We start from the raw sequence: 26,792 nt of genomic DNA on the forward strand, positions 1-26,792 counted from the left end.
AAAATATAGAAAGAGCAATCTTATTATATCATTTTAAATATAAAATACCTTTTTAGATTTTGTTTTTAGAAGTGATTTCTCATCACTATATCTTTAAAAAAAATACGTAATTTTGCGCGATGTCTACACCTTTAGAACTTCAAGTAAAAACCTTACCAAATGAACCCGGAGTTTATCAATATTTTGATAAGGAAGATGTAATTATCTATGTTGGTAAAGCCAAAAATCTAAAGAAAAGAGTTGCTTCTTATTTCAATAAAAACCATGAAAATGGTAAAACACGGGTATTAGTAAAAAAGATTGTTCGTATAAAACATATTGTAGTTAATACAGAAACGGATGCTTTATTATTAGAGAATAATTTAATTAAAAAATACAAGCCTCGTTACAATGTTTTATTGAAGGATGATAAATCTTACCCTTGGCTTTGTATAAAAAAAGAACGTTTTCCAAGAGTTTTTATGACGCGTAGAGTTATAAAAGATGGGTCGGAATATTTTGGTCCTTATACGTCTATTAAGACGGTGCGAGTTTTATTAGATCTTATTAAAGAATTGTATCCGTTAAGAACGTGTAAATACGATTTAAGTCAGCAGAATGTAAATGAAGGTAAATATAAAGTCTGTTTAGAATATCACCTAAAAAACTGTAAAGGTGCTTGTGAAGGTTTAGAAACAGAGAGCCATTACAATAATTCTATTGCAGAAATTAGAAATATTATTAAAGGGAATTTTAAAGAAAGCTTAGATAAGTTTCAAGAAATGATGTTGGGCTTTGCAGAAAAAATGGAGTTTGAAGAAGCACAGAAAATTAAAGAGAAGCTTAATTTGTTGGGCAATTATCAATCTAAAAGTACTATTATAAATCCATCTATAAATAATGTAGATGTTTTTTCTATTATTTCTGATGAAACACATGGATATGCCAATTTCTTAAAAATTTCTAATGGGTCTATTATTCAATCTCATACTACAGAAATTAAGAAAAAGTTAGATGAAACAGACAAAGAATTATTAGAATTGTTTATTGTTGAAATTAGACAACGTTTCGATTCTCAATCACCAGAAATCTATGTTCCTTTTAAAGTAGATTTAGGAGAGATTGTAAAAGTTACGGTTCCTAAATTAGGTGATAAAAAGCGTATTGTAGAATTATCTGAAAGAAATGCAAAATACTACAGACAAGAGCAATTTAAGCAAGTACAAATTGTAGATCCAGATAGGCATGTAAAAAGAATTATGGCGCAAATGAAAAAGGATTTACGTTTGCATGTGGAGCCACGTCATATAGAATGTTTTGATAACTCAAATATTCAAGGAACAAACCCAGTAGCTGCCTGTGTAGTTTTTAAAGACGGAAAACCGAGTAAAAAAGATTACAGACATTATAATATTAAAACAGTTGATGGGCCAGACGATTTTGCATCTATGGAAGAGGTTGTTTATAGAAGGTATAAGCGTTTACTAGAAGAAGAAGAGCCGTTGCCGCAACTAATTATTGTAGATGGTGGAAAAGGACAATTATCATCTGCCTTAAAAAGTTTAGATATTTTAGGGTTACGAGGTAAAATTGCCATTATAGGAATTGCTAAAAGATTAGAAGAAATATATTATCCAGGAGATCCAATTCCCTTATATTTAGATAAAAAGTCTGAAACGTTAAAAATTACCCAGTACCTAAGAAATGAGGCACACAGATTCGGAATTACGTTTCACAGAAATAAACGAAGTAAAAGTGCTATAAAATCTGAGTTAGAGCAAATACCAGATGTTGGTACGCAAACTATTACTACCTTGTTACGTAAATTTAAGTCGGCAAAACGTGTTAAAGAAGCTTCTTTAGAAGAATTAAAAGAGGTTATTGGAAATGCAAGAGCTGTAAAAGTATATCAATATTTTCAACCGAATAAAAAATGAAAAACATTTTATTAGCATTTCTATTGTTGCTTTCTATAACTATAAATAGTCAAGAAAAGCAGCCAAAAGTAGGTTTGGTTTTAAGTGGAGGTGGTGCAAAAGGCTTTGCTCATATTGGGGTTTTAAAAGAAATTGACAAAGCAGGTTTACAAATAGATTATGTAGGTGGTACCAGCATGGGCGCAATTATTGGAGGTTTATATTCAATAGGATATTCTGGTGATCAGATAGAGCAAATCATTTTAGAAACCGATTTTGTTTCACTTTTACAAGATAAGTTGCCTAGAAATTCTGCACCATTTTTCGAAAAAGAATTTGGAGAAAAAACTGTGATTACTTTGCCTGTAAACAAAGGAGCAATAGGCTTTCCGGTAGCTGTTTCTAAAGGACAGAATGTATTAAATTTTTTAACAGAATTATTGTCATCAGTAGAGGGTATTAGTGATTTTAAAAAATTTCCGATCCCTTTTTTCTGTATTGCTACAGATGTAGAAAATGGAAGTCCTGTTTTATTAGAAAAAGGTTCTTTGCCTTTGGCTTTAAGAGCTAGTGGTTCTTTTCCCACGTTGTTAAATCCGGTTTTTATAAATGATAAATTGTTAGTAGATGGTGGTATAGCAAATAATTTTCCTATTAGTGTAATGAAATCTAAGGGAGTAGATGTTATAATAGGAGTAGATGTTGAAGGGAATTTATATGAAAAAGAAAATCTAAATTCTGTTGTTGCTATAATGAACCAGATTGTTAGTTATCAGATGTATCGTACAACAGACAAAGAAAAAGAGATGCTTGATGTTTATATTCATCCATCTGTTACTGATTACAATGTGGTTAGTTTTGATGATAAAGAAAGTATTTTAGAAAAAGGAATTGAAGAAGGAAAAAAATTTAGCAGTGTTTTTATAGAATTAGCAAATAAGCAAGTACATAAAAAAGAACGTAAGAAGGTAGATTTTGATCATGATAAATTTTCTATTACAGAGATTAATCTGTTAGGATCTAATATATATACAAGAGCTTTTGTTTTAGGTAAAATAAAGATAAAAAGAGGAGATAGTCTAACAAGAAAAGAAATTACCAAAAGGATACACCTCTTATCTTCTACAAAAAATTACGAACGAATAACGTATAACTTAATTAAAAAAGAAGATAATACTTATAATCTAAAACTGAATTTAAACGAAACAAGTGGGAGTGCTAATTTAAAATTGGGAGTCCATTATGATTATTTATATAAGTCTGGTTTTTTAGCAAACTATAATAAAAAACATTTATTATTAAATAATGATATGTTTTCTTTTGACATGATTTTAGGAGATAATTTAAGGTATAACTTAGATTATTTTGTAGATAATGGTTTTTATATTAGCTATGGGTTTAGGTCTAGATACAATCATTTTAGAACAAATTCTAAATTTAGTTCCATTGTATCTCAGTATCCTACAATTAGTACTATTAATTTAAAATATACAGATATTACCAACCAATTTTTTCTTCAAACTACCTTTAATAGAAGGTTTGCTTTAGGTTTGGGTGTAGAGTATAAATATGTAAAGGCAACCAGTGAAACAATTGCATCTGTAAATAGTGGAGCTACAGTTTTTGATAATAGCAACTATTTTAATTCTTTTGGTTATTTAAAATTAGACTCTTATGATAAAAAATATTTTCCTACCAAAGGATATTTTGCAGATTTAAACTTTAAATGGTACATGGTTTCATCAGATCGAAATAATGATTTTTCGCAATTTGCCCAATCTAAAGGAACTTTAGGTTTTGCTACTACTTTTTTAGATAAACTTACTCTTCAAGTAACAAGTGAAGCTGGTTTTACACTAAACGATGTAGATTCTGAGGTTTTTGACTTTTATTTAGGAGGTTACAACCAAAACTATATCAATACTTTTGTGCCTTTTTATGGCTATGATTTTGGAGAGCTTTCTAACAATAGCTTTGTAAAGACAGAGTTTAATTTAAGATATGCTTTTGCAAGTAAACATTACGCAATTTTTATAGCTAATTATGGGCGTTTAGACGAAAATGTTTTCAAAAATATAGATCTTTTTAAAGACATAAAATCAGGTTATGCTATTGGTTATAGTTATAATTCTTTTATTGGTCCTTTAGAAATAAAATATAGTTGGTCTCCAGAAAATACTGAAAAATATTGGTTGTTTAATTTAGGGTTTTGGTTTTAGAAAGGAGTCTATAGGTATTAGTAGAATATCTCTTAAAATTCGCTTTTATCTAATGTTAATTTTAAAAGAAAACCAATACTAGATTTCTATTTTGTTACTCTACAGAGTAAGTAGAAAATACATTAGAATAGGAGGCAAAACTCCTTTGAGCTAAAACTTAAAGGGAAGTAAATTTAGTATAGTAAACAGCTTAAGGGTTGCTGTTTTTAGTGCATGGTACCAGTAATTAAAAGGATAGCCTTTACAGATTTTCTATCTGCTTTCTTTTTTACAGAACTTTTAAAGGATTACATTTAAAAATAAACAAAATATATAACAAAAAAAAACCATGAAGAGCGCTTCATGGTTTTTTTGTTGTTTATAATAATATTATAATTTTACTTGTTTTGTGCTTAAGTGAAACTCTTCATAAGTTTCTAGTAAACTCATTAAAGCCTTAATTAAATCTTTTGTTTCTAATAATACACTAAAGTATAAAGTTGTGTTTTTAGGACTCGTTTCATCTGTTCTAATTCTTGCAACTTGCTTTTCAATAGAAGATCTTACGCTTTGTAACAACTCATTCTTTTCTATTAATAGGCTATTTAAATTGTCTAATTCTCTGTTTTCAAAAATATTAGCTTCTTTAGTTAATAGAGCAGATAAAGCAACGTCAATAGTTTTTAAATCTTTTATTTGACCTTTCTTTAAGTTTTTATGATTGTTATTTACATGCTTGTAGCTTGCTCTAGAAATATAACTAATAGATTGTGCTATGTCTTGTAAATATCCTAGAACCATAATATAAAATCTACTTGCTTCTACAGAAGTTTCGTCTAAAGATTTAATAAAGTAGAAAACACCGTCTTTTAAACCATCTATTTCGTCATTAAGTTTAGCAACGTGTTTGTCTGTTTTACGTAATTTATTTAAATCGTGGTTTGCCAAATCATTTACAACATTGGTATATAATTTATTTACACGATTTATTACTTCAGAAATATGATCTGCGCTTTCTTCAATTACACCATTAATAGTAATTAATTCTGCTCTTTCTATGTATACTTGTTTTTTTATTTCTTTAGATCTTCTTCTATGAATTAAGCTATTTCTTCCAATTAAGAAAGCAACAAGTGCTAATAGAATAGGAATCATAATCATATCCCAACTAATTAAGTATGCTACTAAAGCAGCTGCTAAAAAGGCTGTAATAGCCGTTAAAAACCACCCAGCAACAACATTTATTACTCCGGCAACTCTATAAACTGCGCTTTCACGTCCCCAAGCTCTATCTGCTAAAGAAGTACCCATAGCAACCATAAATGTTACATAAGTAGTAGACAAAGGTAATTTCATAGAAGTTGCAACAGATATTAAGATACCAGCAACAATTAAGTTAACAGAAGCTCTTACTAAATCGAAAGCAGGTAACTCGTATGTTTTGTCTTTCGGTAATTCTATTACGGGTTTTTGAAACTTAGAATCTACATAAGTCAATATTTTTTTAGGAAAAATTTTACTAATTCCAAAATTAAGACCCATTGCAAACCTTACCACAACTCTAGATAAATTATTTGGCTGAAATTTTTCATGCCCTTCTCCTTGTCGAGATAAATCGATACCTGTTTTTATTACATTTTGTGCTTTACTAGAAGTCCATAAAGTAACCACCATAATAGCACCAGCAGCTAATAATAACCAGATGTTAGAAGGTACTTTTTTGGCTAAAATACCCATAGAGAAAGCGTCTGGAGCAATACCGGAAACGTTCCAAGATTGGTAAGAGTTCCATGCAGCAATTGGTACACCTACAAAGTTTACCAAATCATTTCCAGAAAAAGCCATGGCTAAAGAAAACGTACCAACTCCAATAATCAATTTTAAAATATTTACTTTAAAAAATTGTATTAAAAGTTGAGAAATAATAGCCCAAATAACAAAACTTCCTAAAATAATACCCAAAGTATTTCCTTCAATTAAATGTGCTACATCGTCATACCAAGGTGTACCTTTCATTCCTTTAATAATGATAAAGTAGGTAATTGCAGTAATTGCAAATCCACCAAATAATGCACTAATATATGTAGCTCTTTTGTTAAAGTTGAATGTATAAATTAATCTAGATGCAAACTGTACAACAGCACCTACAGAGAATGCGACGACAACGGATAATAATATTCCGTTAATAATTTCAAAAGCTTTTTCATGGTTAATGTAGTTCCAGATATCAGAAATAGATTGAGAATCATTTGCAGATATTTTTATTAAAGAAATACAAACGGCAGCTCCTAAAAGTTCAAATACAATAGAAACTGTAGTAGAAGTAGGCATTCCGAGCGTGTTAAAGATATCTAGCAATAAAATATCTGTAATCATTACAGCCATAAAAATGAACATAATATCTTGGAACATAAACATGTTAGGGTTAAAAATACCTTTACGTGCAACTTCCATCATTCCACTAGAGGTAACGGCTCCAAAAAACACACCTAAACTTGCAATTATCATAATATTTCTTACTGATATTGCTTTTGAGCCTATGGCTGAATTTAAAAAGTTAACTGCGTCATTACTAACACCTATAACTAAATCTACTATAGCTAAAACAGCTAAAGCGACTAACATTAAAATATATGGATCTCCCATTTTGTTTATTTAATTTTTGTTGTGCAAATTTATAGACATAAAAGAACGCCTATGTTAGGTTTATGTTATCATTTTAACTAAAAATGAATATCTACTTGTAGTCTAAATTGCAATTGATTTGTACTAAAACCAATGTCTGTATAGCTAACGTCTGTTTGTACTTTTAATTTATGTTCTGATATATATTTAGAAACACCTAAAGTGTATTGATTTTTAGCTCCTTTTTCTGTAATATTTTTGCTTAAAGTAATATTTGTGTAACGCCCAGAAACTTCTACAGTTTTAGATAGCATATAACCAGTTTGTAAATTTAAACCATTACCTATTTGTACTTCATCTCCGGTTAAAGTTCCATCAGAGTTTTTTGCTAAAGGGTCTTTTGCGTCTCTGTTAGCATATTCTGCCATAAAAGAGAATCCCTTGTGTTTATACATAGCATCTAAATAAAGTGTAGAAATATTTGTATTATAAAACCCTATATCATTTAACATATAAGAACCTTGATTACTTTTTGTTTTAGAGGCGTTATTGTTAAAGTCGTAAACAAAACCTAAAGACAGTTTTGGTTTTTTCTCAAATTTTAAATCACTTCCAGTATAATCTCCTTTACTCGTAAAATTTCCAAAAGGAAGTAATTCTACTCTTGTAGTATATTGATGTCCACCAATATTACCTGTAGTAATATTTCTTCCTTCACCTTGGGCAATAGAAAAAGTTTCTTTAATTATAAAGGTATCTGAAAGGTTAAAATGGTGTTTTAATTGAATTCCGATATCTCTATCTATATTAAAATTACTATTTAATAAAGAACGATCTACCATTTGCAAGTTTGCAGAAGAAATAATTCTTTCTCTATTACCTGGTAATTTTGTTTGCCCAAACCATAATACAAAGTTTCCAGAGAAATTCCATTTCAAAACTGCATCCATTATATATCTAGGAGCATTGCTGGTGTATTCTGAGCTTCCAGACTGATCTCTATTAGACAACCCTAATTCTACTTTATATTTTAATTTAGTAGAAAAAGCAAAACCATCAAACTTTAAACGAGACCTTCTAATTAACATAGAAGATTCTGGGTTAGAAAGACCATTACGAACATCCCATTGAGAAGTGGCAAGTGTTTGAACTCTTAAACCAACCTTCATTGTATATGTACTGTCTTTACCAACAAGGTTAAAGAGGCCGTTTCCAAATTTTGGGGCATTTGTTTCTTGTGCCTGTATGCTTAAAAAAGCACACATGATAATGGAAACTACTACTTTACGTAGTGTTGAGAATTGCATGTTATTAGTTTTTGTCAATGCAAAGAACAGTTAACTATGTTAAATTAATGTTAATTCAGTATTAAGTAAACAAAAAAACTGCCTTGGTGAGAGGCAGTAGATCATAAATTGTAGTCGACAAAAACTAATTTAATTTATGGTAATCTTTATTTCTAAAGAATAGTTCAAATATCTCACCAAAAATTAAAATGAATGTTTTTTCAAAATTAAAAAAATGTTAACGATTTATACCCACTTAACATTTAGTTAATGTTTTTGTGATACAAGCATAATTTAAAGCTAACATAGAATTTACAAAAGCGGTGGACTTTTGCGGCAGTAAATTATACGAAAAAAATGAAAAAATTTTTATTTATTACTTTTTTAGCTTTTAGTCAATTATTAGTAGCCCAAAGTCAAGGTACATTAAAGGGTATATTATCTGACAAAGAAACAAATAATGAACCGTTGCCTTTTGCAAACGTTCTTATTAAAGGAACCGCAATGGGTACAACTACCGATTTTGATGGAAATTATGTATTAAACGTACCAGCAGGAACTCATACTGTTGTTTTTAGTTTTTTGGGATACAAAACAATTGAAAAATCAATTACAATTGCTGTAGGAGAAACTTTAACGATAAATCAAATACTATCTGCAGAAGAAGGCGTTTCTTTAGAAGAGGTAGTTATTATGTCTGCTGCGTCTAGAGAATCTATTTCGGCACTTTTATTAGAACAGAAAAAAGCGACAGTAATTAAAGAAAGTATTGGAGCACAAACTTTATCTAAAATTGGAGTTTCGGATGCGGCAACAGCAACAACTAAAATTTCTGGAGTTACAAAAAGTCAAGGAACGGGAGATATTTTTATTAGAGGATTAGGAGATCGATATTTATCGACTACTATGAATGGTTTACCTGTACCTTCGGATGATGTTGAAAAGAAAAATATCAACTTAAATCTTTTTTCTACAGATGTTATTCAAAACGTAGGGATTAGTAAAACATATACAACTTCTGGTTATGCAGATCAAGCTTCTGGTAATGTAGATGTGGTAACTAAAGATTATTCTAAAAAGGGATATTCTATAGGTGTAAACGGAGGAACAAATACAAATGTATTAGATTACGATGGGGATTTTAGAACTACAATAACAAATAATGATGTTAGCTTAGGTTTTCATAAAAAACAATATGCTTTGCAAGATTTAATATCTAGACAAGGTTGGGATACAGAAACTATATCTGCACAACCCATAAATTATAGTGGTTCTTTATCTGCAGCTCAAAAATTTGAAATTTTTGGTAAAGATTTGTCTTTTTATGTAAGTGCTACACATTCTAAGTCTTATGATTATTATTCAGGAGAGTTTCAAAGTTTTAGACAGAATCGTGAGGACAACGTGTTTTCTGATGTAGAAAGTTTTACAACAAAAACAAATACTTCTGGTTATGTTAATCTTAAATTGAAATTGAATGATGCTAACAGTTTAAAGTTTAATACTTTATTTGTAAACAAGAGTTCTAATAATTTATATGAACAAGGAAGAAATGGTTTAGGTTTTGTATATGATCAAGATCCGCAAGAAGATGGAGCTTTTGTTAGAGATCAAAACTTTAAACAAACCACAATGGTTATTAATCAGTTAATAGGAAAGCATGATTTAAACGAGAATAATACTTTAACTTGGGCTGGTGGTTATAATTTTGTTTTAGCAGAAGAGCCAAATAGAATTAGAAACGAAGTTAATATTTTAGATGTAGCAAGTTCATCAGAAATTCAATTTGCACACGTAGGAGATTATCAGCAAAGAAAATCTACTCAAAAAATTGAAGATGTAGAGTACAATGCTTATGTTAAAAATAACTGGAAATTTGGTAACCTTAATGAAGAAGGAGATAAGCCTTTTGCGCTTAATTATGGTGTAAATTATAGAAGGAAAGAAAGAGATTTTAAATCACAAGCAATTGGAGTTTTAGCAAGAAATTATAAAGCACCTTCTGTAGATGAATTATCTTCAACTTTTGTGCAATCTAATTTTGATAATGGTTTAAACCTTAGAATAGGAGAAGTAGATCTTTTCTCTGGAGAATTGAATGTTTTAGCTGCTTTTGCAGATTTTAACTTTACTTTAAATGAAAAGTTTTCGGGGAACTTAGGTTTGCGTTTCGAGAGAGACGAAATTAATGTTTCTTGGGATGTAGCAAACTACGTAGGTAGAATAGGTAATACTAGTAAAACTTACGAAAACTTGTTTCCAAGTCTTAATTTAAAATATGAAGTTGCAGAAAACCAATATATACGTTTTGCAACAAGCCTTACACAAACTTTACCAGAATTTAAAGAATTATCTCCTTTTGAGTATGTTTCACCAACTGGTCGTGTTTCTAAAGGTAATCCAGATTTAGAAAAATCGGATGTTGTAAATGTTGATTTAAAATGGGAGTTTTTTCCAAGTAGGGGAGAAGTTTTCTCTGTAACAGGATTTTATAAAAATATAAAAAACCCAATTAACTTGGCACAGTCAAGAGGTTCTTCTGGTAACTTTATTTTCTATAATACAGGAGAGAAAGCAACAGTAAAAGGATTAGAGTTGGAAGCTAGAACAAGCTTTATTAAAAATGAAGATGATGATACTGTTTTAGGTTTTAATGCAAACTTAACTAAAATGTGGTTTAGCCAAGATTTAGATGATGTTTTTCAATATAAAGGAAAAACAGAATCAAACTTACAAGGAGCTTCAGACCTTATTGCAAATGGTAGTTTAAGTTATAGTAGTAATAAAGAAAAAGAATTTGTTGCAACTTTAACAGGTAATTATTCATCAGATAAAGTTTTTGCTTTAGGTTCTCCAGAAGATTTTGTAAATAGTGCTACACTTTATAATGACGAAATTATAGAAAAAGGTTTTGTTTCTCTTGATTTAGTTTTAAGTAAAGAATTAACGGATAGATTAAGTGTTAAATTGGTTGGTAGAAACTTATTAAACCCAGAAATCAAACAAACGCAGTTCGTAAGAAATGTAAATACAGAAATAGAAACAAATGAAACAGTTTCTAATTATAAACAAGGGGTTCAATTAACTTTGGGAGTTAAATATGCTTTCTAATTAAAGAATTTTTTTAAATAATTTAAAAAGTCTAGAAGTTTACTTCTAGGCTTTTTCTTTTTTTAATACTATTTGTTATTAGCTGTTAAAACGAGGTAACAATTAGTTAACAAAGCCCTATTTATCTAACATATTATTAATATTTAGTTAAGGTTATTTAAATGGTTCGGTAGTTTCTTTGCATGAAAATAAACAATAAACAATACAAACAAAAATGAAAAGATCAATTTTTAATAACTTAAGTGTTGTAGCATTAGCATTTGCTATGACTTTTGCAAGTTGTACTAGTGACGAACCAGCATTACTTAATTCTGATGTTCAAGAAAATTTAGAAGTAGGAATTTTAAAAGGAAGATTAGATTCTGATGTTACTTTAGATGCAAGTATTACTTATAAATTAACTTCTTCTTTTATTGTTCCTGAAGGATATACTTTTACAATACCAGCTGGTACTAAAATTGAAGCGTTAGAAGGTGGTACAGATGTTTATATTGCAGTTTTACAAGGTGGAGCAATTAATATTAACGGTACACAATCTAGCCCAGTTGTAATTTCTACAGCTTCAGGAGAAGCTAACGGATGGGGTGGTTTAACTATTTGTGGTTACGCTACTACTAGTGCAGGTGTAAATGCAGAAGCTGAAGTAGGTGGTTTTATCTATGGAGGATCTAATGATGCAGATAGTTCTGGAGCTATTTCTTATTTACAAATAGCAGGTACAGGTGCTCAAATTAACTCTGAGTCTCAATATAACGGAATTTCTTTTTACTCTGTAGGTTCTGGTACTTCTGTTAGCAATATTGCTGTACTTAATGGTGCAGATGATGGTGTTGAGTTTTTTGGTGGTGCTGTTTCAGTGACTAACTTATATGTAGAAAACGTACAAGATGATGCTATCGATTGGACAGAAGAATGGTCTGGTAACATTTCAAATGCTTATATTTCTAATACAGAAGATGGTTTTTCTACTGTTTTTGAAGGAGATAAAGCAAACGGAAACCCTACTTTTGATAATATTACTGCAGTTTCTACTGTTGGTGGTACTGCTTTACAATTCAAAGCTACTTCTGGAGGTACAATTACAGGTCTTTCTTTAGTTGGTTATGATGTAGATTTAGACATGAAAGATGGTGGTGATGTTTCTAGCGTTACTTTTTCACAAGGTTATACTCCAGTTGCATTAACAGAAGATCAAGCAACAGACGGATATTTCTATGCTTTAAATACTTCTGCAATTTCAACAGTTACTGCAGCAGATTTCCCTTGGGTAGATACTGATGTTTCTTTTGAATCTAACTTATTACAAGGAGCTGTTACTGGTGATGTAACATTAGATGCTTCTATCGCTTATACATTAAGCTCTTCTTATATTGTACAAGATGGTGGTAAATTAACAATACCAGCAGGAACTAAAATTACAGCTAGAGAAGGTGGTACAGGAGTTTATATCGCAGTTTTACAAGGTGGTGAAATAGACATACAAGGTACTGCAGCAAATCCAGTAGTTATGTCTTCTGCTTCAGGTGAACCTGGAGATTGGGGAGGTCTTACTTTATGTGGTAATGCTACAACTAGTGCAGGTGCAGGTGCAGAAGCAGAAATAGGTGGTTTCATTTATGGTGGAACTGATGATGCAGATAGCTCTGGTTCTATTAAATATTTAGTAATTAAAGGTACTGGTGCTCAAATTAATTCAGAATCTCAATACAATGGAGTTTCTTTCTATGCTGTAGGATCTGGAACTACTGTAGAAAACGTTTCTGTAATCAACGGAGATGATGATGGTGTTGAGTTCTTTGGTGGCACTGTTTCTGTATCTAACTTATACTTAGAAAACAATAGTGATGATTCAATAGATTGGACAGAGTCTTGGTCTGGTTCTGTAACAAACGCTTATATTTCTCATTCTGTTGCTGGTTTTTCTACTGTTTTTGAAGGAGATAAAGCTAACGCAAACCCTACATTTACTAATATTACTGCTATCTCTACTGTTGGTGGAACAGCTTTACAGTTTAAACTTAATTCTGGTGGTACTATTAATAACTTATATTTAGAAGGTTATGATACTAACATAGATATGAAAGATAATGGTTCTTTAGCGAACGTTATAATTGAAGGTGCTGCTGCAACTACTACAAATGTTTATAATACAGGTACACAAGTAGATGTTACTTCTTGGACTTGGGTTAATGCAGGTTTATAATAAACTTTGGTAATTGTAAAATTACTTAATTATATATTTCTTAAAATCTCTTGAAGCAATGCTTCAAGAGATTTTTTTATTTCATATTGTAAGGTGTAAATAAAAGCTATTCTCTAACCATTTATAAACAGTACTTGTAGGTATATTCAAATTGATGTATACACAAGTTTAAAAGGATGTTATTCGGGAAAGTATAGTGGTTGTTAAGGAACAAAAAAAAACGCACCTTAGAGTGCGTTTTTTGTTTTATAAAGTAAGAAATGTATTAGAATCTCCAACCAATATTAACACCTAATCTAGGTACTAGGGTAGGTGAGTCAGAACCAAATAAGTTTCTACCAATACCAGCGTGTACATCAATAGTTAAACCACTTTCTGTAATATATTTTGTACCAACAGCAATACCTAATGCAGCATCTGTGTATTTGTCATAACCTGTTATAGTATCTGCTGAGTCAGTAATTTCATTTTTACCAGAATTAATACCTAAAAAAGCTTCACCAAAAAAATTCCATGCTTCGTTTGTAGAAAAATAATTACGATAATAAGGTGTAATCATGGTGTTCTCATGGTATCTAAAATCTGCATCTTGATCTTTTAAGTTAAATGAAGCAGAAATACCAAAAGAAGAACTTTCTGTAATGTAGTTTTCATAAGAAAATTCTAAATTTTTTACAATCAATACATCTCCAATGTCTAATTTAATTTCTTGTTGTGCGTAGCTTAAAGTGCTTACTAGGAGTCCGAAAGCTAAAAGTATTTTTTTCATGTTTTTTTATTTTTTGTATCTAATGATTTTAGAAGTAGCAAATTTAGTAAATAAGATTGGTTTTAGAATCTATAACCTAAAGAGATTCCTCCTCTACCTACTACTTCTACAGAGCTGCTATCTCCGCCTAAATTACGTCCTAGCCCAAGGTAAATTTCTGTAGTAAACCCTTTTTTAGAAATAAATTTCCCTCCAACAGAGATACCAATAGCAAATTCTGTTTTAGTATCATCGTTCCCATAACTAATGTAATTGTTAGAATAATCATCGTAATAATTAGAGTTATTGTTTTCATAAGAGTGCAACATTCCAAAACCTTCAATAAAAAAACCTCTAGCAAATTTATTAGAGAAGTATCTTCTATAAAAAGGCGTTAAAGAAAATTTTCTGTATTCATCTATATTCTTATTATTATCAAGACCAACTAAAGCCCCTACACCAAAAGAAGATTCGTCATTAATTAAATACTCATAAGAAACATCTATCCATTCAAAAGCTAAAGCTCCCAAAATATTTAATTTTACTTCGTGTTTTTTATTGATGTCTTGTGGGTATTGTTCTTCTTTTTCTTGAGCAATAGAAATTGTTGTAATAAATAATAAAAGCAATAGTGTAATTTTTTTCATAATTGATTTTTTTTGGTTGATGTTACAAACGTATTAAAAAAGTACCCAAGTTTCTAAAAAATGGCTCTCAATTGCACACTTCCAGTATGAATGGTTTTTGTGTTTTCGCTCTTTCTACCTAAATAAGATAAATTCAAATTTAAAAAAGCATTCAATTTTTGATTGAATAAAAGATTCCAAGTGTAATTTTTTCCATCTTGTAAACCTTCTAACATTTGGTAGGCAACGGGTGAGTTGGTTTCTCCTGTAAAATCATTTAAAAACATATTTATATTGGCCGAAATTTGATTCTTTTTACTGTTGATATAAAAGTATTCAATTCCGAATTTCTGTTGCTTCAAATGTTCAAAATCTGCGAGTTGGTTTTCTTTATTTTTAAAGTGATAAAAAGCCGTTAAACGATTGCTGTCATTGTATAAAAAACTAATTTTTGGCTGAAACTCATTGGCGTTAATGGTATAGTTTCTATTGTTGAAATTGGCTGTTTTTAAATCATTTTCAGCGGTTTTACCCATTAACTCAAGTAACCAAAAAGTTGCAAATTTATGTGCAAAATCTAGCTGATGTAACTCAATGTTATTTTCTTGATTTCCTATAAAATATTGTTGCTTATTTCTGTTCTTTCCGTAGGTATACGTTGTGCTATATTTTTGAAGATTTCTGTTGAAATATAGACTATTTCTAAGACTGAAATTTAAACCAATCAGTTTACTTTCATCAAAATCAAAAGGATTAAAATTAAACGAATTTCCTATTCTTTGTTGTTCATTTTCTACACTTAAAAAACTCTGATTGTAAAAATTAGAAAGCAATTTTTTAACCCCATTTTTAGCAGTCCAAATTCTTGGGTTTAATGTTATAGACTGCGTAAATTTTGCGCGTTGAGTGGCAATAAACTGTAAATTAGGTTTTGGTAAACGTAAATATTCCGCTTGATCTTGAAATTCTGCAACTTCAAATTCATCAAAATCCTTAACGCCGTTACTGTTATAATCTATCCAAGTATAATACCCCAAACCTGGTTCTGTTTTCACATAAATATATTCTTGTCTTGCAACGTTACCCGATGAAGTTTCATAAACGGTTCCTAAATTGATGAAACTATTAAATAATTCCTGATTAAAAACAACTTTAGAATTTAACGATTTTTCATTTTCGGTAAACTTGTTTTCTGTAAGTCTGTAATTGGCAAAAACACTTAAATTGGTTTGTTTGTTCTGAATGATTTTACTGTTGATATAAAACGTTTTTCTATTATTGATTTCTGTAAAACGATTCGATTTTATACTGTCGTTATTTCTGTAGTTAAATCCGAATTTTGTAAACACATTAGTAGAGTCTCCAATTCCAAAATAGGTTTCATATTCTTTAAATTTATGACTGGTATTTATAAATTCTTGTGTAGTAAGATCTTTTCTGCTATTGGTTTCAAAGTTGATAAACGCACCCAACCATTTTTTATTAAAATCGTGTTCTGCTTTTGCTTTTGCTGTAAAAAATGAATTATCTTCTAAGGTTGAGGTGTTTTTTAAAAAACTACCATTTACATAAAAAGAAGTGTTTTTTAACTTCATTTTAGATTGCAGTTCATGTTTGTTACCAGAAAAAATGTCTTTATATGCAAGGTTGTTAAAACGGTATAGGATAAAGTCTTCTTTTTTATTCTGTAAAGTGAACTCCGATTGAAAATAACTTTTAGTAGCATTATTTGTTAGAATATTCCAATCTCTATTAAACTCTACAGACTCCCAACGTTGTGCTGTTTTAAAATTATTCTGCACAAATTCATGACTCATATTACTCTTTAACTGCCATTTTTTATCAATTAAAGTTTGCTGCCAATTAACCTTTGTTGCAATTGCTTTATTTTGGGCATCATCTACCGTAGAAAATAAATTGGCATCATTATTACTCAGTGCTACTTCTGTATTAATAATTGTTTTTTCTGAAGGATTGTATGCAGATTGTACAATAAATAATTGCGATTTCGTAGGTGGATTTAAACGAATAATAGGATTGTAATTCCCTTGGTTTGTGCCTACAAACAAAAAGATATTACCAATTGCTGTGGTTTCATCTAAAACATAATCTCCTAAATTGCTACCAACATTAGAAAAAGTTACCGTGTATAATTCATCTGTTGCGTTGTTGGAATATTCAAAAATTTCTTCACTTCCATTAAGTACTTTTTTATACAAGATTTTATTTTCATTAAAAGCATCTTCGTAGGCACTTTCTGCAATCATTAAATCGGTATTGTTACCAGCACTTTCTAAGATTCGTTTTTGTTCGTCTGTTAAATTTTGTTGTATTGGTTGGTTTTTGGCATCATTTTCAGAATAAAAATAACCAGCGATACTAAATTTATCGCCTTCGTAAGAAGCTTCATCATAGGTTATAAAACGAGTATAGTTTCTTTCTGAATATTGAAAATCAATTTTAATTCTCATATCATTAGTAATTGGGTATGTGGTATTGAATTCTATTTCCCCAAGATTATAATCTATAGTATATTCATTTTCATCTCCGCGTTTAATTTGAATTCCATTGATAAACACCTTCTCGCTACCTTCAATAATTAAAATGGCACTTTCATTATTAGTACCTAAAATTTTATAGGGACCTTGATTTCCTTCTACACTCGTAATATTATAAGAACTAAATTGTCCTCTTACCACAGCTCCAGAAGCAGCAACTTTAAAGTTGTCGTTTAGTTGCGCTTCTATCAATAAGCCAGAAACTTGTTTGGTAAATGGCAAGAAATAACTTTTGGTGTTTTGTAGTGAAATATCACCAGCTTTTACACGCCAATTATCCGTAAACATTTCAATAAAAATACGATCGAAATCGGTGATATTTTGTGAATATCCGTTTTCTTGAATCGGAATATTGGTGTCAAAAATATTGGCTCTTAACGTAACGTCTTTAGAGAGTTTACCCGATATTTCTAAATCTAAAGCTGAGTTTGTAACTGCATTTTGATTGTTACCCGATGTAATTCCTCTCGTTATAAATCCTTTAGTTTGTAAACCATCAAATAATTTGATGTCCGATGCTTTTTTGTTGGTAGTTAAACTGTATAATTTACCGGTATTTGTACCATTTGGAAGTATAAACTTTTCATCAAAAGGAGTATAAATTTTGGTAATAAAATCGGGAAGTCTAAAATATTCAACTGTAATTTCTGTGTGTTTTGCTGAATTGATAATTAAAACGGCATTGCTAAAATCGATAGTATATTCAGAAAAAGGAATTTCCTTAGAAAAAGCATCGATTACTTTAAATTTCTCTGGGTTTAAAGCCACAGAATCTAATTGAATAGTGTCTTTTTCAATCAAATATTTCTGTATTCTAAAATCTTTAGATACAGTTTGAGACTGGATTGAGAATCCAATAAAAAGTAAAAAGAAGAAGAGAATTCTTTGAATCATAAAAAACTATATGTTCTAAACGTAAAAATATGTTTTTTAATGTTTGAATAATAAAATTAGAACAGCGATTGCTGTTTTACAGGGTTTTCGTGTGCCAATAACCATTTTTTACGCCAAATTCCGCCAGCATAACCTGTTAAGGAACCATCAGATCCTATAACTCTATGACAGGGAATGATAATCCAAATTGGATTTTTACCATTTGCAGAAGCCACTGCTCTTATGGCTTTTACATCTCCTAAAGCTTTGCTTTGTTCTAAATAGGTTCTGGTTTTATTATAAGGAATATTTAATAATTCGTCCCACACTTTTTTTTGGAAATCGGTTCCTTGTGGATTCAATTTTAAATCGAAATTACTTCTTTTACCAGAAAAATATTGGTCTAATTGAGTGACACATTCTTGTAAACATTCAGGAACTTCTTTTGATGTAGATACGTCTTCATTTAAAACAGCAACAGATTGAATGCCGTTTTCGTTTCCTACAATTTTTGCGGTTCCTAATGGTGTTTTGTAGTATGTGGTTTGTAAGCTCAATGAATATTTTTTTTGTAAATCTAAAGTTGGTAGTCTATAGATTTAAAAATAAATCTAATTCTTACATTGTTTTGTATTTATAATGGATGCTTTTACATATTTCTGAGTTTGGCTAAAGCCTTTGGCAATTCAAAATATTATAAACTTTATGGATATCAATTTTTTAATTGCCTATGGATTTATCCATAGGTAAATAAAAGATATCAACTTCGGCTTTAGCCAAACCTTACTTTATTCTGATTTATTCTTTTACTTAAAATTTATTGTAAATACTCTAAATGAATACCAATTTAAATACCAAAAACATCTTTAGAATTCTGAGTAGTAATTGCTGCAATTTCATCAAAAGAAAGTCCATAAATATCTACCAATTTATCAACAATGTTGGTTAAATAAGCGCTTTCATTTCTTTTTCCTCTGTATGGAGTTGGTGCTAAATAAGGCGCATCGGTTTCTAAAACAATGTGTTTTATGTCAATTTCATTCAGAAATTTATCAATTTTACCATTTTTAAACGTAGAAACACCACCAATTCCTAATTTCATATTGTAAGAAATAGCCTGTTTTGCTTGTTCTAAAGTTCCTGTAAAACAGTGAAAAATCCCTCTTAAATCATCTCCTTTTTCAGATTCTAAGACTTCAAAAACTTCATCAAAAGCATTTCTACAGTGAATATTAATTGGCATCTTTTTTTCTTTTGCCCATTGAATTTGTGTTCTAAAAGCATCTTGCTGTTGTGTTAAAAAAGTTTTATCCCAATACAAATCCATTCCGATTTCGCCAATAGCATAAAATTTCTTTTCATCAATCCATTTTTTAACATGCGCTAGTTCTTCTAAATAGTTTTCTTTAACAGAAGTAGGGTGTAAGCCCATCATTAAAAAAACATCATTTGGATAGTCTTTTTCTAATTGAAACATTTTATCTGTATACGTAGAATCTATCGCAGGGATGAAAAAACGAGTAACACCAGCCTCTTTAGCGCGTTGCATCATTTCTGATTGGTCTTCTTTAAACTGACTAGAATATAAATGGGTGTGTGTATCTGTAATCATGTTGTGTAAAATTTCAGCTGCAAAACTACAAATTATTCTTAGTGAAAAGGGCTATTGTTTAGCGTTTTATAAAACGTACCTTTGCAGAAAAATATTAAGAATGACTTTTCAAGATTTAGGAATCTCTAATCAATTACAATATGCTATTGATGACTTGGGGTATGTGAACCCAACGCCAATACAAGAACAAGCATTTTCTGTTGTAAGATCAGGGAAAGATGTAGTAGGAATTGCGCAAACAGGTACCGGTAAAACTTTTGCCTACATGATGCCTATTTTGCAAGATTTACCATATTCTACACAAAAACATCCAAGAGTATTGATTCTAGTGCCAACTCGTGAGTTGGTTTTACAGGTGGTTGAACAGATAGCGCAATTATCTAAATATATTAATACACGTGTTTTAGGTGTATATGGTGGAGCAAACATCAATACCCAAAAACAGTCAATTTTACAAGGGCAAGATATTATTGTGGCAACTCCTGGTCGTTTATACGATTTGGCGTTAAGCAATGCTTTAAAATTAAAATCTATTCAGAAATTGGTAATTGATGAAGTAGATGTAATGTTAGATTTAGGGTTTCGTTTTCAGTTGATGAATATTTTTGATGTGATTCCTGCAAGAAGACAAAACGTTTTGTTTTCTGCAACTATGACGGAAGATGTAGATGCATTAATTTACGATTTCTTTAAAAATCCAGAAAAAATATCTGTTGCCGTAAGTGGAACGCCACTAGATAATATTGAGCAAGTTTCTTATAATATACCTAACTTTTTTACCAAAGTTAATTTGTTACATGAGCTTTTATCAGATAAAGAAACTTATAATAAAGTATTAATTTTTGTTGGTTTTAAGAGAACTGCAGATTTATTATTTAAACATTTACAAGAAGTGTTTAATGATGAAATGTGTGTGATTCACTCTAATAAAACTCAGAATTACAGAATACGTTCTATTAGACAATTTGATGAAGGCAAGAATAGAATCTTATTAGCGACCGATGTAATGGCACGTGGTTTAGATTTTGATAATGTTTCTCATGTTATCAATTTTGATACACCAGAGTTTCCAGAAAACTATATGCATAGAATTGGTAGAACTGGTCGTGCTGAAAGAGCAGGGAAAACGATTCTTTTTTCTACTCCAAAAGAGCAAGAAACAAAAGAAAGTATTGAGAAGTTAATGGATTATGAGATTCCGGTTTTAGAAATCCCAGAAGACGTTAAGATTTCTGATTTATTAACGGAAGATGAGCGTCCAAGAGAAGATCAAGGTATTTCTAAAAATAGAACTTCTTTAGAATATGTACCTGGAGCTGCATTTCATGAAAAGAGTGAAAAAAATAGCCAAGTAAATTTAGGAGGTTCTTACAGACGAGAAATTGCTGCAAAATATAAGAAACCAAAAACAAGAGGAGATAAAAACTATAACAAGCATAACAAGAAAAAGAAAAAATAATGCAGATTTTAACAGCACAAGAATTGCATAATTTGGCAATGAACATTGTTGGTAAGAAGCTTACAAAAATGGGGTATGAATTTCAGGCTATAAACAGTCAGTTAAAAAGACATCCCCAATTTGTGTTATTTAAAAAGGGAGAACCTACTATTTTTGTCTTGGTAAAGGCAAGTAATAATATTCAAAATCCGAATGAATATGATACTATTTGGATGGAGACTTTTAAAAATCACGCTAAAAAACAAAATGCCAAAGTTTGGTTTGCTGGCGTAGGAATTGCCAACGCAGAAAGTGTTGAAAGTCCTGTTTTTAAAGACCAACCTTATTACGAGGCTTTTGATGATTTTATTAAGATCTTGGAGTAGGTTGGTTGGACGGTTATTTATAAGCTTTGTTTAAGTAGTGAATTTCGTAAATTGGCTAAAACTAGCAATTAATTTTACACGGTGTTGTAAAACGTTTTTATTTAAATAGTTTTGTATATTCTCTAAATAAATATATTTTTCCTCTTTTAGCTCCTGTTATTTCTGTTAATATTTCAAGCTTTTCTAGTTCATCTATCAGTTTATAAACCGAAGGCGAGGAAAGGTTTGTTAATTCTTTCACTTTTTGAGCATCTATAATTGGTTTTTGAAATAAATGATTCAAAATAAGCTGAGCATTATGTGATCTACTTCCTAACGTTTGAAGTTTAGTTTCAACCTCTTTTTGTAGTTTTAATATACTATCAAATGTATTTATTCCGCTTTTAGTTGTTTCTATAACACCAACTAAGAAAAATTTAAACCATTGACTTAAATCATCTTTTTCTCTAACCTTTGTGAGGTTATCATAATATAAAATTCTATTTCTTTCAAAAAAGTCTGAAAGATATAAAATTGGTTTTTTAAGTATTCCTTTTTCTACTAAATATAAAGTAATCATTAGTCGTCCAACCCTTCCGTTTCCATCTAAAAATGGATGGATTGTTTCAAATTGATAATGGATTAATGCTATTTTAAGTAAATCAGGAAAAAATGATTCAGAATTATGTGCGAATTTTTCTAAATCTCCCATATATTCATTGATACTAGAATGAATCGGAGGAATGAAAGTAGCATCATTAATACTTGCTCCACCTATCCAATTCTGGCTACTTCTAAATTCTCCAGGCAGCTTGTGTTTCCCTCTAACACCTTATAATAGTATTTTATGAGTTTCTCTAATTAATCTTGAGGAAAATGGTAATTTTTCGAGATTTTTTATAGCAGAGTTTAAAGCCTCTATATAATTCTGTACTTCTTCCCAATCTCCCTTTTTTCATCATTTACATCTTCTTTATTTAATAGTGCATCTTCAATATTCGTTTTTGTTCCTTCTATTTTACTAGATTGAGTTGCTTCTTTTAAGACGTACATACTGATAAATAAGTCAATATTTGGAATATATTCCGAATACATATCGAGTCTTCCTAGTTGTCTATCCGCTTGACTTAAAAGGTTTAATACCTCCATGTCTTCAATTCCCCATTGTTGATTTATCTTATTAGGTTGGAAACTTTTATAAGTTCCTTGATTTATGCGATTTCCAGACTTGAATGTTTTCATTATATTTAGGTATAAAACTTAAACAAAGATATTTGTTATTTAATAATTATACAAATAAGTTAACTAACGACTTTCTTTAATTAACTTTTTAAGCATATACTTAATTAGTGAGTAAGCTTATTTAATGTTTAGATCTTAATTGATATTGATGATTTTTATGTTTTATATCAGAAGTGAAACGAAGTTAGCTGTTTTTTTGCCTTAAATGTGTACGATTCTACTCTAATATTATCGTTTTATTTTTCGGGTATTTAACCAAGTATCTTAAAATAAAACTTTTACTTTCGTTTGGTGCAATTGTAAATTCCCATTTTATTTCTCCAGATTCAGGTGTTTTTTTCGCCCCTGAGATTTCTGAAACTTCAATTTTTATTTCGTCGTTTGTCGAAACCGGAACTTGGTCATATATCACCATATTGATTTGTTGTGATTTATTGTTTTTTACATCAATATTCCATCCTCTAGATTCTTCTTTTTTACTACCCATAAAATTCTTCGAGATAAACTCTTTAACTTTCTCTCTTTTTACACTTACATTTTTATCCCTACCAAGAGATATTTGCAAAGTATCGGTAGCATATCTAACATCTAACAATGTTTTACCAATATAAGTACCTTCAAAAAAGATGTTTGCTTCACCCTCTAATAAATTATATTGCTCCCAATTAGATATGTTCGCTATTAAGAAAGCATCCTTGTCAATTTTAGGCACAGCGTAATATTGATAGAATGCAGATAAATTATACGTATCAATATCAACCGAATAACTTTTATTATCAGATTTTATGGTGTAAGGAGTTTTTATTTCAAAGTTTACGGTGGTCTGGTTTTCTGTTTGAACAGTTGGTACAGGCAAACTACTTGCTCCTCGAATATTAAGCCCAGAAACTGTGCCTTGAAGAGCTTTCGTTATAGATTTACTTTTACGAGCAGTTCCGTATCCTATTAAAACGACTTCATCTAATGTTGCTGAATCTTCTTCTAACATTATATTTAATACTTCACTTTGAATAGGTTTTGTCTGACTGATAAATCCTAAATAAGAAAAAACCAAAGAACTTTCATTATTAGGAATTGTTATTGAGTATTTACCATCAAAATCTGTTGATGTTCCTATTGTGGTTCCTTTTATTAACACCGTAGCACCTGGTAGCGGATCGTTGTTTTGATCTAATACAACTCCTGATACTTCATTAGTAGCTCTATTGTAAACAGGAGGACGCGTGTTGTAATTTAAAAAATAGGTTTTAAGTTCTGGCGCAACTCCAGATACATTAGGATTTGCAGACGATAGGTTTAATTTTACATTATCCCAACTGACCTTTGTATCTTGTTTAATATTTGCCTTGTAAATAAGCTGAACAGGCTCGTTTACGTTCTTTGCTCTTATGTCATAAGTTGGAAACCAACCCGCATTTTCTACAACATACGATAATTCAAAATTTACAGTAGCATTATTTTTAGCCTCTACTTTTACCAAAATCTCACCGTTAGGAAATTCCTTTTTTCCTGATATTGTATTTATTTGATTTGATAAATCTCTACTTTCTATAGTTAGATTTTGTAAGGTATTGTTTCTTTCAATCTCTTTAATTTTAAGTTCCTTTAGTTTAGCACCAAAAAAGATAGATGCAGCTTTTAAATTAGTAACACTTACCTCTTGATTTTTACCTCCAATATTTCTATTTTCTTTAAGAAAAGCTAATTCTTCTGTCAATATTTGCAAATAGGTACGTTCTAATACTATTTTATCATCAACTTCTTTAAGTTTTTTTTCTAAGTCAATTAGCTCTTGTTGTTTGTCTAATTTTTCTATAAAGTTTTGTTGATGATTTACAGCAAAAACAGTAATATTCCCTTCCGCTTTTACTTGAATACTTTTGGCATCTATAAAAGGAGATAAATTAGAGAATTTTAATATTGTTTTACCTTGTTTTACTTCAATCGTCTTTTTTCTTGTTATTTGAGCTCCTTCTAGAAATACAGTGACCTCATTAACATTGGTAGATACTTTTTTTTCAACTATTTCTTGAGAATGCGTATTGCTAAAAAATAAGCAAAGAGCAATTAGTAAGGGAAATTTTATTATAGTCATTTTATTGTTTGGTTCAGTAGTTATGTACAATTCAGTTGATATCGAACGTTTTAATATTTTATCTCAGAAGTGAAACGAAGTTACCGTATTTTTTTAACAAATTAAAATTTGCTTTTACATAAAAAACCACCTCATTAGAGATGGTTTTTATGTTATTTAAATATGTTTTGTTCTAGAATGTTTACCTATGGATTTGTAGACCATAAAGAAGCACCTTTAAGCATGGCTCTTCTTGGTAATTTTAATCCCGAAACAATTAACTCTGCAAAATCTTCTGGTTGTAACACAGAGTCTTCAGAATCTTTACTAGCAATACCTAAACCAATTGTCATATCAGACACAATAGTACTAGGTGTTAAAGTACAAACTCTAATGTTGTTTTTACGTACTTCTTTCATTAATGATTCCGACATACCAATAACGGCAAATTTAGAAGCAGAGTATGCAGATGTTGTTGCGTTTCCGCTTAAACCTGCAGTAGAAGATACATTAAAAACATCACCTTTATTTTGTTCTATTAAATAAGGTAATACTTCTTTTGTAACATGATACATACCCATAACATTGGTTTGTATAATTTGTGTCCATTTGCTAACTTCCATATCGTTAAAAGATCCAAAAGCGGCAATTCCTGCATTGTTTACTAAGATGTCTACACCACCTAAAGAGTTTACAATGTTTTTAATTCCGGTTTTTACTTCTTCGTAAACACCAACATCAAATACTTCATACATTGCTTTAATGCCAAATGCTTTTAGTTCAGAAACAGTTTCTTTTAAAACAGCTTCATTTCTACCTGTTATGGCTACATCTATTCCTTCTTTAGCAAAGGCTATAGCGGTTGCTTTTCCTAAACCTCTTCCTCCACCTGTAATAATTGCTTTTTTGTTTTTTAAATTTTCCATTTTTAAACGTTTATAGTATGACTATTTTTTTAACCAAAAAACCACCTGAATTTCAGATGGTTTTTAACTTTTTTTCAATAAAGATTATTTATTTGCATCTTGCTCTAATAAATCAAAGAATTGATTTAATTTAGGCATAATAATAATTTTTGTTCTTCTGTTTATAGCTTTATTCTCAGCAGTATTATTATCTACTAAAGGAACATATTGGCTTCTACCAGCTGCAATTAATCTTCCTGGTTTTACTCCAAATTTATATTGTAAAATTCTTGTTATAGAGGTTGCTCTTAAAGCAGATAAATCCCAGTTGTCTTGAATAACAGCTCTTTTTATTGGTGTAGAATCTGTATGACCTTCAATCATAACTTCCATTTCTGGTTGGTCTTTAATTACTTTAGATATTTTTTCTAAAACAGAGTATGCTTTGTCTGTTACATTATAACTACCGCTTTTAAATAATAACTTGTCTGAAATAGAGATAAATACTACTGTTTTTTCTACATTAACCTGTATGTCTTCATCTTGTATACCATCAGATAAGTTTTTAGTTAAATGATATTTAATAGCAAGGTTTAATGAATCTTTTTGAGTCATTGCTGCTCTAATACCATTTATAAACTTGTCTTTTTCACTTAATTGAGTAATAACATTTTTAATATTGTCAGAAGAAGATTGTGTTAAAACAGTTAAATTTTCAACTTGTTTTAAAGCACCTTTTTTGTCTTCTTTTAAAGAGTTAATTTGTTCTGTAAGTGTAGCAGCATCTTTTTCACTTTCAATTAAACATTTTTGTAAAGTTGCTTTTACATTTACTAATTCTGTTGTAGTTTGATCATATTCATCTTGTAAAGTAACAAACTTTTTTTTAGAAACACAAGAACTAACTATAACTGCAGTCAATAATAAGATTGATATTTTTTTCATTGGAAACGATATTTAATTAAGTTAACAAATTTAGCAAATAGTTAGTACAAAAAGTACTATAAATGATATTTTATGAAAACTTTATGTT

At 30.0% G+C, this 26,792-nt stretch carries 18 protein-coding genes; 6 read left to right on the top strand and 12 right to left on the bottom strand.

What is annotated here, in order from left to right; genetic code table 11:
- Nucleotides 1-119: 119 nt before the first annotated feature.
- On the top strand, nucleotides 120-1,916 hold the full coding sequence (uvrC, locus tag KV700_RS13120) for an excinuclease ABC subunit UvrC (protein ID WP_218598152.1): 1,797 nt from the start codon (nucleotides 120-122) through the stop codon (nucleotides 1,914-1,916).
- Nucleotides 1,913-4,114: a patatin-like phospholipase family protein gene (locus tag KV700_RS13125; protein WP_166387570.1), complete on the top strand. Its 2,202-nt coding sequence runs from the start codon at nucleotides 1,913-1,915 to the stop codon at nucleotides 4,112-4,114. Before uvrC ends, KV700_RS13125 begins: the two co-directional genes overlap by 4 nt.
- 369 nt (nucleotides 4,115-4,483) lie before the next feature.
- Here the strand turns inward: KV700_RS13125 and KV700_RS13130 are convergent, their stop codons facing one another.
- Nucleotides 4,484-6,739 (bottom strand): inorganic phosphate transporter, encoded by a 2,256-nt coding sequence (locus KV700_RS13130; protein ID WP_166387572.1) that lies wholly within the window; start codon nucleotides 6,737-6,739, stop codon nucleotides 4,484-4,486.
- 77 nt (nucleotides 6,740-6,816) lie between these two features.
- Nucleotides 6,817-8,025, bottom strand: coding sequence for a porin (locus tag KV700_RS13135; protein ID WP_218598153.1), 1,209 nt, complete (start codon nucleotides 8,023-8,025; stop codon nucleotides 6,817-6,819).
- A 336-nt stretch (nucleotides 8,026-8,361) separates the two neighbouring features.
- Here KV700_RS13135 and KV700_RS13140 point away from each other — a divergent pair, with 336 nt between their 5' ends.
- Nucleotides 8,362-11,115, top strand: a complete 2,754-nt coding sequence (locus tag KV700_RS13140; RefSeq protein ID WP_218598154.1) for a TonB-dependent receptor — start codon at nucleotides 8,362-8,364, stop codon at nucleotides 11,113-11,115.
- Between the two features lie 214 nt (nucleotides 11,116-11,329).
- Nucleotides 11,330-13,318, top strand: coding sequence for a hypothetical protein (locus KV700_RS13145; RefSeq protein ID WP_166387578.1), 1,989 nt, complete (start codon nucleotides 11,330-11,332; stop codon nucleotides 13,316-13,318).
- A 265-nt stretch (nucleotides 13,319-13,583) separates the two neighbouring features.
- On the opposite strand, the gene KV700_RS13150 is transcribed toward KV700_RS13145, so the two are convergent.
- The 5 genes from KV700_RS13150 to KV700_RS13170 form a co-directional block, all read right to left on the bottom strand.
- Complete coding sequence (locus KV700_RS13150) at nucleotides 13,584-14,087, bottom strand: DUF3575 domain-containing protein (protein ID WP_218598155.1); 504 nt, start codon at nucleotides 14,085-14,087, stop codon at nucleotides 13,584-13,586.
- Between the two features lie 62 nt (nucleotides 14,088-14,149).
- Entirely contained in the window at nucleotides 14,150-14,713 is a 564-nt protein-coding gene (locus KV700_RS13155) for a DUF3575 domain-containing protein (RefSeq protein WP_218598156.1), read from the bottom strand.
- Nucleotides 14,714-14,766: 53 nt separating this feature from the next.
- Nucleotides 14,767-18,144: a hypothetical protein gene (locus KV700_RS13160; protein ID WP_218598157.1), complete on the bottom strand. Its 3,378-nt coding sequence runs from the start codon at nucleotides 18,142-18,144 to the stop codon at nucleotides 14,767-14,769.
- A 56-nt stretch (nucleotides 18,145-18,200) separates the two neighbouring features.
- A complete protein-coding gene (locus tag KV700_RS13165; RefSeq protein ID WP_218598158.1) occupies nucleotides 18,201-18,680 on the bottom strand; it encodes a methylated-DNA--[protein]-cysteine S-methyltransferase in 480 nt (159 codons plus the stop codon).
- 290 nt (nucleotides 18,681-18,970) lie between these two features.
- Nucleotides 18,971-19,735 carry a TatD family hydrolase gene (locus tag KV700_RS13170; RefSeq protein WP_218598159.1) on the bottom strand — a complete coding sequence of 255 codons (765 nt, stop codon included), beginning with the start codon at nucleotides 19,733-19,735 and terminating at the stop codon, nucleotides 18,971-18,973.
- 100 nt (nucleotides 19,736-19,835) lie between these two features.
- On the opposite strand from KV700_RS13170, the gene KV700_RS13175 reads away from it, so the two are divergent.
- Entirely contained in the window at nucleotides 19,836-21,194 is a 1,359-nt protein-coding gene (locus KV700_RS13175; RefSeq protein ID WP_166387591.1) for a DEAD/DEAH box helicase, read from the top strand.
- Entirely contained in the window at nucleotides 21,194-21,559 is a 366-nt protein-coding gene (locus tag KV700_RS13180; RefSeq protein ID WP_166387593.1) for a Na(+)-translocating NADH-quinone reductase subunit F, read from the top strand. Before KV700_RS13175 ends, KV700_RS13180 begins: the two co-directional genes overlap by 1 nt.
- A 97-nt stretch (nucleotides 21,560-21,656) precedes the next feature.
- Here KV700_RS13180 and KV700_RS17300 read toward each other — a convergent pair whose 3' ends face one another.
- The 5 genes from KV700_RS17300 to KV700_RS13200 form a co-directional block, all read right to left on the bottom strand.
- A complete protein-coding gene (locus KV700_RS17300) occupies nucleotides 21,657-22,349 on the bottom strand; it encodes a Fic family protein (RefSeq protein WP_368384773.1) in 693 nt (230 codons plus the stop codon).
- Nucleotides 22,350-22,456: 107 nt separating this feature from the next.
- A complete protein-coding gene (locus KV700_RS17305) occupies nucleotides 22,457-22,780 on the bottom strand; it encodes a Fic/DOC family N-terminal domain-containing protein (protein ID WP_254712914.1) in 324 nt (107 codons plus the stop codon).
- Nucleotides 22,781-22,997: 217 nt separating this feature from the next.
- Nucleotides 22,998-24,875, bottom strand: a complete 1,878-nt coding sequence (locus tag KV700_RS13190) for a mucoidy inhibitor MuiA family protein (RefSeq protein WP_218598160.1) — start codon at nucleotides 24,873-24,875, stop codon at nucleotides 22,998-23,000.
- Nucleotides 24,876-25,060: 185 nt separating this feature from the next.
- A complete protein-coding gene (locus KV700_RS13195) occupies nucleotides 25,061-25,780 on the bottom strand; it encodes a 3-ketoacyl-ACP reductase (RefSeq protein ID WP_166387601.1) in 720 nt (239 codons plus the stop codon).
- A gap of 84 nt (nucleotides 25,781-25,864) precedes the next feature.
- Nucleotides 25,865-26,704 (bottom strand): OmpA family protein, encoded by an 840-nt coding sequence (locus KV700_RS13200; RefSeq protein ID WP_166387603.1) that lies wholly within the window; start codon nucleotides 26,702-26,704, stop codon nucleotides 25,865-25,867.
- Nucleotides 26,705-26,792 lie beyond the last annotated feature (88 nt).

The sequence above is a fragment of the Polaribacter sp. NJDZ03 genome (assembly GCF_019263805.1).
In the GTDB taxonomy this organism is placed as follows: Bacteria; Bacteroidota; Bacteroidia; order Flavobacteriales; family Flavobacteriaceae; genus Polaribacter.